Genomic DNA, 12,673 nt, shown 5'->3' on the forward strand with positions numbered 1-12,673 from the left:
TATGTCGCTTCCGACCCTGGCCGCGACCACCCGGGGATCGCATCAGGGGACCCCCCTGGTGTGCTCCCTAGACTCGATCCGTGCTGGTCGGACGCGAGCGTGAACGGCAGGTCATCAGCAGGCTGGTGGCCTCCGCGCGCGTCGGCGAGAGCGGCACGCTCCTGCTGTCCGGCGAGGCAGGGATCGGCAAGAGCGCGCTCCTGGAGGACGCCGCGACCGCGGTGACCGACGCGGGGATGCGGGTGCTGCGCGCGGCCGGGGTCGACGCCGAGCGGGAGGTGCCGTTCGGCGGGCTGCTCCAGCTCCTGCGCCCCGTGCTGGACCAGCTCGACGCCATCCCCGCACCGCAGGCGGAGGCCCTGGGCTCGGCGCTCGCGCTGCTGCCCGGGTCCGGCGGCGAACGGTTCGCGGTCGGCGCCGCCGTCCTGAGCCTGCTCAGCCGCGTCGCCGAGGACCGACCGCTCGCCGTGGTCGTCGACGACGCCCACCTGCTCGACCCGCCGTCCGCGCAGGCGCTGTGCTTCGCGGCCCGACGCCTCACCGCCGACCCGGTCGTCGTCCTGCTCGCCGCCCGCGACGAACCGTCGGTGGTGCGCTCGGCCGGGCTCCCCGAGCTCGTGGTGGGCGGGCTGGAGGCTGCCGACGCCGCGTCGCTGGCGGCCGGGCTCGGTCACCGGCTCTCCAGCGAGGCGCGGTCCCGGCTGCTCGCGTCGGCCGGCGGCAACCCGCTCGCCCTGCTCGAGCTCACCGACGAAGGGTTCGACGCCCTGCCGCCCGGCGCACCGGTCCCGGTCCCGGCGTCGTTGGCCCGGACCTTCGCGCGTCGTGCCGACGCACTCCCGGCGGACACCCGGACGGCGCTCCTCGTCGCGGCCGCGGGCGGTGGCGACCTCGCGACCGTCGCGAGCGCCTGCGCGCTGCTGGGGGTGACCGTCGGCGACCTCGACGAGGCAGCGCGCCGCGGGCTGCTCACCGTCGACGCCACCCGGATCGCGTTCCGCCACGACCTCGTCCGGTCCGGCATCTACGCCGAGGCACCTCCCACGGACCGTCGTGCGGTGCACGCCGCCCTGGCCCAGGCGGTACCCGCCGCCGACGTCGACCGGCGCGCGTGGCATCTCGGCGAGGCGACGGCCGCCCCGGACGCGTCCGTCGCGCAGGTGCTCGACGACGCCGCCGGGCGAGCGCGAGCGCGCGGTGCGTGGGCCGTGGCCTCGGCAGGGTACGAACGCGCGGCGCGACTGACCCCCGACCCTGCCGACCGCGCGCAGCGACTCGTCTCGGCGGCCGAGAGCGCCTGGCGCGCAGGCCTCCCCGACGCCGCCCGCGACCTGCTCGACCGCGCGTCCGCCCTCCCCGAGCCGCCGGCGCTCCGCACGCGCGCCGCCGCCCTCGACGGCGCCGTCGCCGCGCGGACCGGGGCGGTCGAGAGGGCACGCGACATCTACCTCGCCGCGGGGACACGCGCCGCCGACGACGACCACGACACCGCCGTGATGCTGCTCGCCGAAGCCATCCTGGCCAGCCAGTTCGCCGGGGACGTCGGGACGGCCGAGACCGCGGCGCGACTCATCAGCGGGCTCGACCCGCAGACCCCGTCGGCCCGGTGGGTCGGGGCGATGGCGATCTCCGTGGCGGACATCCTCGCCGGTGCGGGCGGGCCCGAGCTCCTCCGGTCGGCGTCGGCAGACGTCGACACGTTCCTCGACGACCCCCAGCTGGCCCCCTGGCTCGTCGTCGCGCCGCTGTACCTGCGCGAGAGCGCGGTCGGCCGGGACAACATCCCGACGGTCGTCGCGCACTCGCGACGTCGGAGCGACATCGGCGGGCTCCCGATCCTGCTCTTCTACGTCGCCCGCGACCAGGCGACCACCGACCGGTGGGACGACGCCGTCGCCGGGTACACCGAGGCGATCCAGCTCGCCCAGGAGGCCGGGCAGGCCACCGACGTCACCGCGTGCCTCGCCGGGCTGTCCTGGTTGGAGGCCCGCCGCGGCGACGCCGACGAGTGCCGGTCCCACGCCGAGGAGGCCCTGGCGCTCGCCGTCGAGCACCACCTCGGGTTCTTCCGGACCTGGGCGATGACGGCCCTCGCCGAGCTCGAGCTCGGGCTCGGCCGCACCGAGGCCGCCCTCGGCCGGTACCGCGAGCTCGACGCCGTCCTGACCGACCTCGGCCTCGTCGACGTCGACCTGTCCCCCGCCGCGGAGATGGTCGAGGCCATGGTGCACCTCGGGATGGCCGACGAGGCGAGCGCCCTCGCGCGCACCCTCACCGAGCGCGCCGAGACCAAGGGCCAGCCCTGGTCGCTCGCCCGGGCCGCCCGAGCCGCGGGCCTGACCTGCCCCGACGCCGACGTGGACGTGTGCTTCTCCGTCGCCCTCGCCTACCACCAGCACACGCCCGACGACTTCGAGGCAGCCCGCACCGAGCTGGCCTACGGCTCACGCCTTCGCCGCCTCAAGCGCCGCGTCGACTCCCGCCCGCACCTGCGCACCGCCCTCGCCGCGTTCGAGCGCCTCGGCGCCGTCCCGTGGGCCGACCAGGCCGCCACCGAGCTGCGCGCGACCGGAGAGACCGCCCAGCGCCGCAGCGCCACCGGGCTCGACCACCTGACGCCGCAGGAGCTGCAGGTCGCCCGGATGCTCGCGAGCGGGCGGACCACCCGGGAGACCGGCGCGGCCCTGTTCCTCAGCCCGAAGACGATCGAGTACCACCGGCGGAACGTGTACCTGAAGCTCGGGATCCGGTCGCGTGAGGAGCTGGCGGACGCGATCCCGGGGTGACGCGCGTGCGGGCTGTGGGCGGCTCGGTGAGGTACCTGTGGATATGTTTGCGCAGGTCAGAGCCTTGATCTGATCTGCGTCAGCACCTAGACTCGTACACATGTTCGATACGGAGGTCGGTGCGCGAGACGCGGTGTCGTCCGTGTGTGCGGGTGCCGCCGAGCATGCTGTGGTCGGGGCCGCCGACGTGGCGGTGCGGGTGCGAGATGCTGCTGCTCTTCTCGCTGTGGCCGCTCGGGGCAGCGGTTCGTGGGCCGCTGGTGAGCGAGCCTCGGCGCTGGTCGCGGTGCGCATCAGCGAGGCTGCGTTGGCTGAGGCGCGGGCGCACCTACTGGTCGCGGACCGGGCCGCTGGGGACACCCAGCGCCCCGGGGACCGGTCGTTCGAGGCGGCGCAGGCCCGGGTGTCGCGCTCGGGGTGGGGTGAGGCGGCCCGGGTGGTGCGGCAGGCCGACGCGCTGGTCTCCATGGGGACCGTGGCCGCGGGGGTGCGCGACGGGTCGGTGCCGCTGGGGCACCTGGATGCGTTGGCGCGGGTGGCGGCGACGTCGACGCCGGAGGTGGCGGCGGTGCTGCGGACCCCGGACGTGCAGGCCACGGTGGTGGCGATGGCGCGGTCGCAGTCGGCGCCGGACTTCGCGCGGTCGTTGGCGCGGTTCGTGGCGGCCAAGGATCCGGCCGGGTTGCAGAGCGCGCACGACGAGCAGCACCGGGAGCGGTTCTTCTCGATGTCGACCCAGCCGCACGGGGTGTTCCTCCAGGGTCGCCTGGACCGGGTCGCCGGTGAGAGCCTACGGATCGCGTTGGATGCGATGGGGCAGATCCCCGACGAGACACGCTCCCCAGGGCAGGCGTCCGCCGACGCGTTGACCATGCTGGCGGAAAAGGCCTGCACGGGCAGCCCTGCCCACCGTTCCTCCAGCACGACTCCCGACGACTCGCCCGCGATCGCGGGCGCGGGTACGGGGGCTGCGGCGACGGGGGCGGGCAGTCGGCCGCACCTGTCGTTGCTCGTGCCGGCCGAGACCGTGGCCGAGCTGATCGCCCACCAACGCGCCCTGGACAGTGCGGATACGGCCGCGGATCAGGATCTGCTGGTTGACGGGCTCGAGCAGGGCGGCCAGGTGACACCCGGCGATCCGGCGCGTCGGGTGTGTGCGCCGATCGAGCTGCCCTGGGCGCCCGTGGTCCCGGCGACGTTGGAGGACGGGACACCGGTGGCGATGTCGGAGCTTGCCCGGGCGCTGTGCGAGGCGGAGATCACCCGGATCGTCATGACCGCCGAAGGGCTACCCCTGGACGTCGGACGCACCAGACGCCTGTTCACCGCGGCGCAACGCCGCGCGGTGGTCGCCCGCGACGGGCAGTGCGTGTGGAACGGGTGCGAGCAGCACGCCTCACGCTGCGAGGTCCACCACGTGCGCTGGTGGGACCGCGACACCGGCCCCACCTCCGTCCCGAACGCCGCCCTGCTGTGCCGCTACCACCACACCCAGACCCACCGCCTCGACCTGCACATCCACCGCCTCGAGAAACCACCCGGCTGGACCCGACGGCGAGACGCCGCCGGAGGCTCGGTCGCTCCCGCCACCAGTCGCCGACCCATGCGCTACGTCGTCCGCGGCCGACGTGGTGATGTGGTCAACGCGCCCGAGAGTGACGACGACGAGCCATAGCGCTCAGCTCAGACCCGGCCGCGTCGGGGTAGGCACGGGCGGACGGGCCTCACCCTCCGGGTGGTGCGCGGTAGAAGAGCTCCGGGTCGCCCTCGTCGAGTCCGTAGACGATTCCCGACGACTCCCAGCCGAGCTGCCGCAGGACCTCCTGCATGGGCGCGTTGGACAGGTTGGTGGACGTGAACACCTTCTCGGTGGCGCGGTCGTCGTCGATGGCCTGCAGGAGCGCGCGCGCTGCACCTCGGCGGCGGGCGTCGTCGGCGACGCGTACGAGCACCACGAACTCGTGCCCGAAGAACGTGGGCTCGACGACGGCGAACCCGACGACCCGGCCGTCCAGCTCGGCGACCCGGAGCGCCCCGGCGTCGAGCCACCCGGGGACCTCCTCGGAGGGGCCGCCCAAGGCGATGACGGTGGAGAGGTCGTCGGCGCGGCCACGGCGGACGTCAGGCATGCGCGGCACGCTATCGGCCGACGCGCGGACCCGACATCGGAGGACCTGCGCAAACGCAGACGCGGGCCTGACGACTGCCGCTGGTCGGGCCGCCAGGACCGACCCGAGTCGACGTGCCGGCCGCCACCGATCGGGTCAGGACCCGACGACGACCTTGATCTCGTTGTTCCACGGGTCCTCGAACGTCAGCACGCGCCCGTCGTCACGGACAGCGACCCCGCGGCTTGCGAGCCGGGCGCCGAGGGCCCCGCGCTCGTCGTCGGTGGGCAGCTCGATGGTGACCTCGCCGAGGCCGAGCGCGGGCCACCGGCCCTGCGCTCCGCGGCTCTGCCAGGTGTTCATCGCGAGGTGGTGGTGGTAGCCGCCGGCGGAGACGAACAGCGCCTGCGTGCCGTACTCGGCGGTGATCTCGAACCCGACGATGTCGACGTAGAACTGGTGGGCGGTGGCGATGTCGCCGACCTTGAGGTGGACGTGGCCGACGGCGGCCGCCCCGGAGAGGGCGTCGGGGTCGACGAGGTTCTCCCGCAGGAAGCCGTTCGGGTCGAGGTACTCGGTGGCCATCGCGACGCGACCGTTCTCCCACCCCCACTGCTCGCGCGGCCGGTCCCAGTAGAGCTCGACGCCGTTGCCCTCGGGGTCGTCGAAGTACAGCGCCTTCGACACGAGGTGGTCGGAGCTGCCGGTGAACGACGACGGGAAGTGCCGGGCGACGGAGAAGACGGACGACGCGAGGTCGCTCTGCTCCCCGAACAGGATCGCGGTGTGGAAGAGCCCGGCCGCCGACGACGGCGCGTGCTTGAGCAGGGGCGTGTGCTCGAGCACGACGGACGGGACGCCCTGCCGGCCGAGGGTGACGCGGTCGCCCTCCTGGCCGAGGACGCTCAGGCCTATGCCGCGCGCGTAGTAGTCGGTAATCGCGTCGAGGTCACCGACCTTGAGGGTGACGGCGCCGACGTCGGTGCGGGCGTCGAGGATCTCGGTCATGCCGTCAGTCCGAACCCGCCGGTCCACGACGTCTGCTCGGCGGCGGCGAGCGTGAGCTGCAGGAACCCGAACGACTCGAGCTCGTGCGCACGCTTGAGCGATCCGGCGTCGACGGCGCGCAACCCGCCGGCGCTGATCACGGCGGCCAGCTCAGCCTTCGCGTCGGCGTCGTCGCCCGCGATGAGGACGGTGGTCCGCTCGTTGCCGACCTCGCCGCTGGTGAGCGTCGCGGCGAACGTGGTGTTGAAGGCCTTGAGGACCGTGGCTCCGGGCACGGCCTCCGCGATGACCGCGGCGGCGGAGCTGCCCGTCGGGACGACGAGGGAGTCGAACGTCGCGAAGTCGACCGGGTTCGTGATGTCCACGACGACCTTGCCGTCGAGCTGACCCTCGTACTGGGCGAGCACCTCGGCGACGGCGCCGTACGGGAGCGCGAGGACGACGATGTCCCCCGTGATCGGGTCCCCCACCGTGCCGTGCTTCGCACCGGGGATGGCGACCTTCAGCGGCGTACGGGTCAGCACCTGCGCGTCGTTCCCGCCCGCGATCACCCGCCACGCGATGGCCGCACCCATGTTGCCTGCTCCGACGACCGTCACCGTGCTCATAGCGTCCTCCTCGATTGGTTGTTGCTACAAGTACTGTACGCCTTATAGTTGTGGCGTCAAGTATTTGGTACGGTCGATGTCGTGACGGACACGAGATGGCTGAGCGCTGAGCAGCTGAGCGCCTGGAAGAAGCTCATCGCGGTCGTCGAGCTGCTCCCCGGCACCCTCGAGACCCAGCTCCAGCGCGACTCCGGCCTGAGCCACTTCGAGTACTTCACGCTCGCGATGCTCTCCGAGGCGCCGGACCGGACCCTGCGGATGACCGCTCTCGCGGCACACACCAACGCCACCCTCGCACGCCTCTCCCACGTCGTCTCCCGGTTGGAGAAGCGTGGGCTGGTGCGCCGGGAGGCGTGCGCGGAGGACCGCCGGGCGACCAACGCCGTCCTCACCGACGCCGGCTGGACGACCGTGGTCGCCGCGGCGCCCGGGCACGTGGGCATCGTCCGGGAGACCGTCATCGACCCCCTGACCGCGGCGGACGTCGCCGCCCTCGATCGCATCATGGGGCGCATCCTCGAGGTTCTCGACCCGGCGCACGTCATGGTCGGGGCGCCGACGACCGATGACTGAGGTGTGCTCCTCGCCCTCGGCCTGATCGGGTCCCTCGCGCTCACGGGCGTTCTCGTCGTGCGATGGATGGGCCGGCGCGTCGACTGGATGGGCCGCATCAGCCCGTTCCCCAAGATCAGCGTCGGCCTCTCGCTCGGGCTGGCACTGTGCTTCGCGATCCCGCTGGCGGTCGAGGCGTGGGTCGAGCACCAGCTCGAGGGCGCGGCGAGCGAGATCGCGGGCGGCCCGGTGCAGGTGAACTGCCAGAGCCTCGGGCAGGCGTTCGTCGACCTCGGTCCCGAGCTCGGCTTCGTCGCGTGGGGGGCCGACGGCATCCCGGAGCGCGCGACCCTGATCAAGTTCGGGACCTGCGCGAACCTGCGCGCCTGGCTGGGGTCGAGCAAGGCGGACCCGAGCCTGGACCAGGTCATCGCCGTGCACGTGGTCACCCACGAGACGATGCACATGGTCGGCATCATGAACGAGGCGCACGCCGAGTGCGCCGCCGTCCAGCGAGACGTGGCGATGGCCGAGGCCCTGGGTGCCTCCCCCGCGGAGGCCCGCGCCCTGGCACTGCGGTACTGGACCGAGGTCTACCCGCGGATGCGGGAGGGCTACGTGGGCGGCTGCGGCCCGGGCGGCGAGTACGACGAGCGCACTCCCGACGCGCCGTGGCTTGCCATCCCGTGACGCGCGCGAGACGGTGACCAGGTCGCGCCGCTGCGAGCCACGGGAAACCCCGACGCCGCGGCGGCCGGGCGAGGGAGGCCGTCGTGTGTCGTTGGCTCGCGTACACCGGATCGCCCGTCCTCATCGACGACCTGCTCTACAAGCCGACGAACTCGCTCGTCGTGCAGAGCCTGCACAGCCGGCTCGGGGCGGAGGCCACCAACGGCGACGGCGTCGGCGTCGGCTGGTACACCGAGGCCTCCCCGACGCCCGGTGTGTTCCGCAGCATCGAGCCGGCCTGGAGCGACCGGAACCTGCGCGAGCTGGCTGGGCACGTCCGGTCCGGCATGGTCCTCGCGCACATCCGCGCGACGTCCGGCTCCGCCGTGCAGCAGACGAACTGCCACCCCTTCCGGCACGGCCGCTGGCTCTGGATGCACAACGGGCTGCTCGCCGGGTTCACCTCGATGAAGCGGGACCTGGTGCTCGCCGTCGACCCCGACCTGTTCCCGTTCATCGAGGGGTCGACCGACTCGGAGGTGCTGTTCTACCTCGCCCTGACGTTCGGCCTCCAGGACGACCCGCCCGCCGCCGTGGCCCGCGCGGTCGGTCTGGTCGAGGAGGTCGGCCGCGCCCACGGGATCGCGTTCCCCGTGCAGATGACCGTGTGCACCACCGACGGGCAGCGGGTGTGGGCGTTCCGGTACTCCACCGAGGGGCAGAGCCGGTCCCTGTTCCACAACGCGGACGTCGCGGTGCTCAAGCAGCAGTACCCGGAGAACCCGGTGCTGCACGACCTCGCCGACTCGACGCGGATCGTCGTCTCGGAGCCCCTCGGCGACCTCAAGGGCGCCTGGCACGAGGTGCCCGAGAGCACCTGCCTGATGATCGACGCCGGGCACGAGGAGCTCGTCGGGTTCGAGCCCGTCTCACCTCACTGACCGGCCAGGCACAGGCAGAACGGGTGTCCCGACGGGTCCGCGTAGACCCGGAACGGGTCGTCGGCGTGCCCCTCCTCCTCGGGCGTCCCCGTGAGCGGTCGCGCGCCGAGCCGGACAGCGTCCTCGTGCCCGACGTCGAGGTCGTCGACGTCGAGGTCCAGGTGCACCCGGGCACCCACGCGCCAGGGCGCGACCGTCGCGTCCGAGCGCTGGAACGCGAGCCGCACAGGACGGTCCGGGTCGACCAGGAGGAGGAAGTCGTCGCCTGCGGGGTCGGTCTCCTCGTGACCGTCCGCGTAGACCCAGCCGAGCAGCTGCCGGTAGAACTCGGCGAGCTCGCGCGGCTCGGCGCAGTCGAGGGTCGGTTGGCGCAGGTGCCGGGTCGTCATGGTCCGACGCTAGGACGATCGGCCCGTCGTCACACGCCGGACACGTGGGTACGGTTCACTCGGGCAGACCATGGACCTCACCTCGCTGGACCGCATCCGCGCGGCACACGACCGGACCGAGCTCGCGCTCGGCCCCCGCAGCGCGCCGCTCGCGGGGGGCACGTGGCTGTTCTCCGAGCCGCAGCCGGGCCTGGAGGAGCTGGTCGACCTCACGACCCTGGGCTGGCCCTCGGTCGAGCAGACGGCCGACGGTCTGACGCTCGCCGCGACCTGCACGATCCGGTCGCTGGCGGACCTGCCCCCGGTCCCCGGCTGGCGGTCCCAGCACCTCGTGCAGCAGTGCGCGCGGTCGCTGGTGGCCTCGGAGAAGATCTGGGACTGGGCGACCGTCGGCGGGAACATCTGCGTGGCACTGCCCGCCGGGGCACTCACGACCCTCGCGGTCGCCCTCGACGCGACAGCCCTGGTGTGGACGCCGGACGGCGGTGAGCGCCGGGAGCCGGTCGCGTCGCTGGTCACGGGCGTGCGCACCACCTCGGTGGGCCCGGGCGAGGTGCTCCGGTCCGTGGAGCTGTCCGCCGAGGTGCTCGCCCAGCCCGTCGCGTTCCGCCGCATCGCACTGACCCGGCACGGGAGGTCCGGAGCGATCGTGGTGGGCCGTCGCGACGACGCCGGCGGGCTCGTCGTCACCCTCACCGCCGGGGTCACCCACCCCCACCGCCTCGCGTTCCCGACCCTGCCGACCCCCGACGAGCTCGCTGCCGCCGTCGACGCGGTCGAGGACTGGTACGACGACCCCCACGGATCCCCCGACTGGCGCCGGGCGATGACGCTGCGGCTCGCCGAGCAGGTGCGGGAGGAGCTCGCATGAGGTTCGAGGTGAACGGCGCGCCCGTCGACGCCGACCCGGCTCCCGGGCAGGTGCTGCGGACGCTGCTGCGGGAGCACGGGCACGTCGAGGTGAAGAAGGGCTGCGACTCCGGCGACTGCGGGGCGTGCACGGTCCTGCTCGACGGTCGGCCGACGCACTCCTGCCTGGTCCCCGCGTACCGGGCGTCCGGGCGAGCCGTCACCACGGTCGCCGGGCTCGACCCGCGCGTGGGCCAGTCGTTCATCGACGCGGCCGCGTTCCAGTGCGGGTTCTGCACCGCGGGGCTGGTCACCACGGTGGCGGGGCTCGGGCTCACGACCGACGACGAGGAGACCGCCCGCCTGCTCAAGGGCAACCTCTGCCGGTGCACCGGCTACCGGTCGATCTGCGACGCCGTCGCCGGTCGCCGCAACACGGTCGACCCCGTGCCCGGCCAGGACGCAGGCCGGTCCGTCCGCTCCCCTGCAGCCTGCCGGATCGTCACCGGGCGCGAGCCGTTCACGCTCGACGTCGCCACCACCGACCTCGCGCACCTGGCGGTGCTGGGCAGCCCCCATGCCCACGCCCGCATCGTCGCGATCGACACGACCGCCGCCCTCGCCGCCCCCGGCGTCCTGGCCGTCCTCACGCACGAGGACTCCCCCACCACCCTGTTCTCGACCGCCCGCCACGAGAGTCGCCTCGACGACCCCGACGACACCCGCGTGCTCGACCCGGTCCTGCGGTTCCACGGGCAGCGCGTCGCCGTGGTCGTCGCCGAGTCGTTGCGCGAGGCGACGCGGGCCCTGCGCCTGATCGAGGTCGAGTACGAGGTGCTGCCCGCCGTCCTCGACCCGGAGCAGGCTCGCGCGTCGGGCGCTCCCCTCGTGCACGGCGACAAGGGTCCGGAGGCGCGCATCTCCGAACCGAGCCGCAACGTCGTCGCGCAGCTGCACGCGGAGATGGGGTCCGTCTCCGACGCCCTCGCCGCGTCGGCCCACCGCGTCCGCGGCACGTACCGCACGAGGCGCGTGTCGCACGCGGCCCTGGAGACCCACGCGACCCGCGGCTGGCTCGACGAGGACGGCCGCCTCGTCCTGCGCACCAGCACCCAGGTCCCGTACCTGGTCCGCGACGAGATCGCGCACATCTTCGCGCTCGACCCGGCCAAGGTCCGGGTGCTCACCGGTCGCGTCGGTGGCGGGTTCGGCGGCAAGCAGGAGCTGCTCACCGAGGACGTCGTCGCGCTGGCCGTCCTGCGCACCGGCCGGGCGGTGCAGTACGAGATGACGAGGGCCGACGAGTTCACGATCGTGCCCAGCCGGCACCCCGTCCGCGTCGAGGTCGAGCTGGGCGCCGACGCCGACGGCGTGCTGACCGCGATGCGCATCGACGTGCTCACCGACACCGGCGCGTACGGCAACCACGGACCCGGCGTCATGTTCCACGGCGTCAGCGAGTCGGTGGCGGTGTACCGGTGCGCCAACAAGCGGGTCGACGCCGAGGCCGTCTACACCCACACGCTGCCGTCCGGGGCGTTCCGCGGGTACGGGCTCGGGCAGGTCATCTTCGCCGTCGAGTCGGCGATGGACGACCTCGCGCAGTCCGTCGGGATCTCCGCGTTCGACGTGCGCCGCCGCAACGTCGTCGTGCCCGGCGACCGGCTGCTCGTCGCCGACCCCGACGAGGTGGGCGACCTCGACATGCACTCCTACGGCATGGACCAGTGCCTGGACCTCGTGGAGGCGGCCCTGGCCGACCGCTCGGCGGACCTGCCGGCGCCGCCCGGCACGCACGTCGGTGCCGGGACGGCCGTCGCCATGATCGCCACCATCGCCCCGCGCGGGCACTACGCCGAGGCATCGGTCCGCCTGCTCGACGACGGCCGGTACGAGATCAGTGTCGGCACCACCGAGTTCGGCAACGGCACCACGACCGTGCACGGCCAGCTGGTGGCCCAGGCGCTCGGCACCACCGTCGACCGCATCGTGATCCGGCAGTCCGACACCGACGTGACCGGGTACGACACCGGCGCGTTCGGGTCCGCCGGCGTCGTCGTCGCCGGCCTCGCCCTGCACCGCGCCGCCCTCCAGCTGCGCACCAAGATCCTCTCGGCGGCCGCCGCCCTGCGCGACCACCCGAGCGACGAGCCCCGCACCTGGGACTCCCAGGACCTCACCCCCGAGTCCGCGAGCGGCGTCCCCCTGACGGAGATCGCGCGTGCCGCGCCGGGTCTGGCCGGCCAGGGCACCCACGACGGCTCCCCGCGTTCCGTCGCGTTCAACGTGCACGGGTTCCGCGTCGCCGTCGACCCCGCGACCGGCGAGGTCACCGTCCTGCGGTCCGTGCAGGCCGTCGACGCCGGCACCGTCCTGCACCCCGAGCAGCTGCGCGGCCAGGTCGAGGGTGGCACCGGTCAGGCCATCGGCACCGCGCTCTACGAGGAGATGCGCCTCGACGACGAGGGCCGCGTGACCACCGCGTCGTTCCGCAGCTACCACGTGCCGCAGATGGTCGACCTGCCCCGCACCGAGGTCCTCTTCGCGGACACCGCCGACGACCTCGGACCCCTCGGCGCCAAGTCGATGAGCGAGGCCCCGTACAACCCGGTCGCCCCCGCCCTCGCCAACGCGATCCGCGACGCCGTCGGCATCCGCCCGCACGAGCTCCCGATGTCCGCCGACCGCCTCTGGCGCCTGTTGCAGGCCTGACCCCGGCCCCCGCCCGGGACGTCAACGGGCCGTGAGCGGGACGTCCGCAGG

The 12,673-nt window shown here is 73.6% G+C and carries 11 protein-coding genes; 7 read left to right on the plus strand and 4 right to left on the minus strand.

The window, feature by feature from the left end; translation table 11 throughout:
* The first annotated feature begins 80 nt into the window (after positions 1 to 80).
* Both ASF78_RS16845 and ASF78_RS16850 read left to right on the plus strand, forming a co-directional pair.
* Positions 81 to 2,786: a helix-turn-helix transcriptional regulator gene (locus ASF78_RS16845; protein ID WP_056592095.1), complete on the plus strand. Its 2,706-nt coding sequence runs from the start codon at positions 81 to 83 to the stop codon at positions 2,784 to 2,786.
* A gap of 100 nt (positions 2,787 to 2,886) precedes the next feature.
* Positions 2,887 to 4,461: an HNH endonuclease signature motif containing protein gene (locus tag ASF78_RS16850; RefSeq protein WP_056592098.1), complete on the plus strand. Its 1,575-nt coding sequence runs from the start codon at positions 2,887 to 2,889 to the stop codon at positions 4,459 to 4,461.
* Between the two features lie 49 nt (positions 4,462 to 4,510).
* Here ASF78_RS16850 and ASF78_RS16855 read toward each other — a convergent pair whose 3' ends face one another.
* From ASF78_RS16855 to ASF78_RS16865, 3 genes are all read right to left on the minus strand, one after another.
* Entirely contained in the window at positions 4,511 to 4,915 is a 405-nt protein-coding gene (locus tag ASF78_RS16855; protein WP_056592101.1) for a GNAT family N-acetyltransferase, read from the minus strand.
* 135 nt (positions 4,916 to 5,050) lie between these two features.
* Positions 5,051 to 5,902, minus strand: a complete 852-nt coding sequence (locus ASF78_RS16860) for a VOC family protein (protein WP_056592104.1) — start codon at positions 5,900 to 5,902, stop codon at positions 5,051 to 5,053.
* Positions 5,899 to 6,510, minus strand: a complete 612-nt coding sequence (locus tag ASF78_RS16865; RefSeq protein WP_056592106.1) for an NADPH-dependent F420 reductase — start codon at positions 6,508 to 6,510, stop codon at positions 5,899 to 5,901. Before ASF78_RS16865 ends, ASF78_RS16860 begins: the two co-directional genes overlap by 4 nt.
* Positions 6,511 to 6,591: 81 nt before the next feature.
* Here ASF78_RS16865 and ASF78_RS16870 point away from each other — a divergent pair, with 81 nt between their 5' ends.
* The 3 genes from ASF78_RS16870 (at position 6,592) to ASF78_RS16880 (ending at position 8,672) form a co-directional block, all read left to right on the plus strand.
* Positions 6,592 to 7,083 carry a MarR family winged helix-turn-helix transcriptional regulator gene (locus ASF78_RS16870; RefSeq protein ID WP_056592109.1) on the plus strand — a complete coding sequence of 164 codons (492 nt, stop codon included), beginning with the start codon at positions 6,592 to 6,594 and terminating at the stop codon, positions 7,081 to 7,083.
* Between the two features lie 3 nt (positions 7,084 to 7,086).
* Entirely contained in the window at positions 7,087 to 7,752 is a 666-nt protein-coding gene (locus ASF78_RS16875; RefSeq protein WP_056592112.1) for a hypothetical protein, read from the plus strand.
* Positions 7,753 to 7,835: 83 nt separating this feature from the next.
* Positions 7,836 to 8,672, plus strand: a complete 837-nt coding sequence (locus tag ASF78_RS16880) for a class II glutamine amidotransferase (protein ID WP_056592117.1) — start codon at positions 7,836 to 7,838, stop codon at positions 8,670 to 8,672.
* Here ASF78_RS16880 and ASF78_RS16885 read toward each other — a convergent pair.
* Complete coding sequence (locus tag ASF78_RS16885) at positions 8,666 to 9,061, minus strand: VOC family protein (protein WP_056592120.1); 396 nt, start codon at positions 9,059 to 9,061, stop codon at positions 8,666 to 8,668. The two genes, ASF78_RS16880 and ASF78_RS16885, sit on opposite strands and share 7 nt — an antisense overlap.
* 70 nt (positions 9,062 to 9,131) lie before the next feature.
* On the opposite strand from ASF78_RS16885, the gene ASF78_RS16890 reads away from it, so the two are divergent.
* Positions 9,132 to 9,932 (plus strand): xanthine dehydrogenase family protein subunit M, encoded by an 801-nt coding sequence (locus ASF78_RS16890; RefSeq protein ID WP_056592122.1) that lies wholly within the window; start codon positions 9,132 to 9,134, stop codon positions 9,930 to 9,932.
* On the plus strand, positions 9,929 to 12,622 hold the full coding sequence (locus ASF78_RS16895; RefSeq protein WP_056592124.1) for a molybdopterin cofactor-binding domain-containing protein: 2,694 nt from the start codon (positions 9,929 to 9,931) through the stop codon (positions 12,620 to 12,622). The genes ASF78_RS16890 and ASF78_RS16895 overlap by 4 nt, the downstream gene beginning before the upstream one ends.
* Positions 12,623 to 12,673 lie beyond the last annotated feature (51 nt).

It is taken from the genome of Cellulomonas sp. Leaf334 (assembly GCF_001424195.1).
Taxonomy (GTDB): Bacteria; Actinomycetota; Actinomycetes; order Actinomycetales; family Cellulomonadaceae; genus Cellulomonas.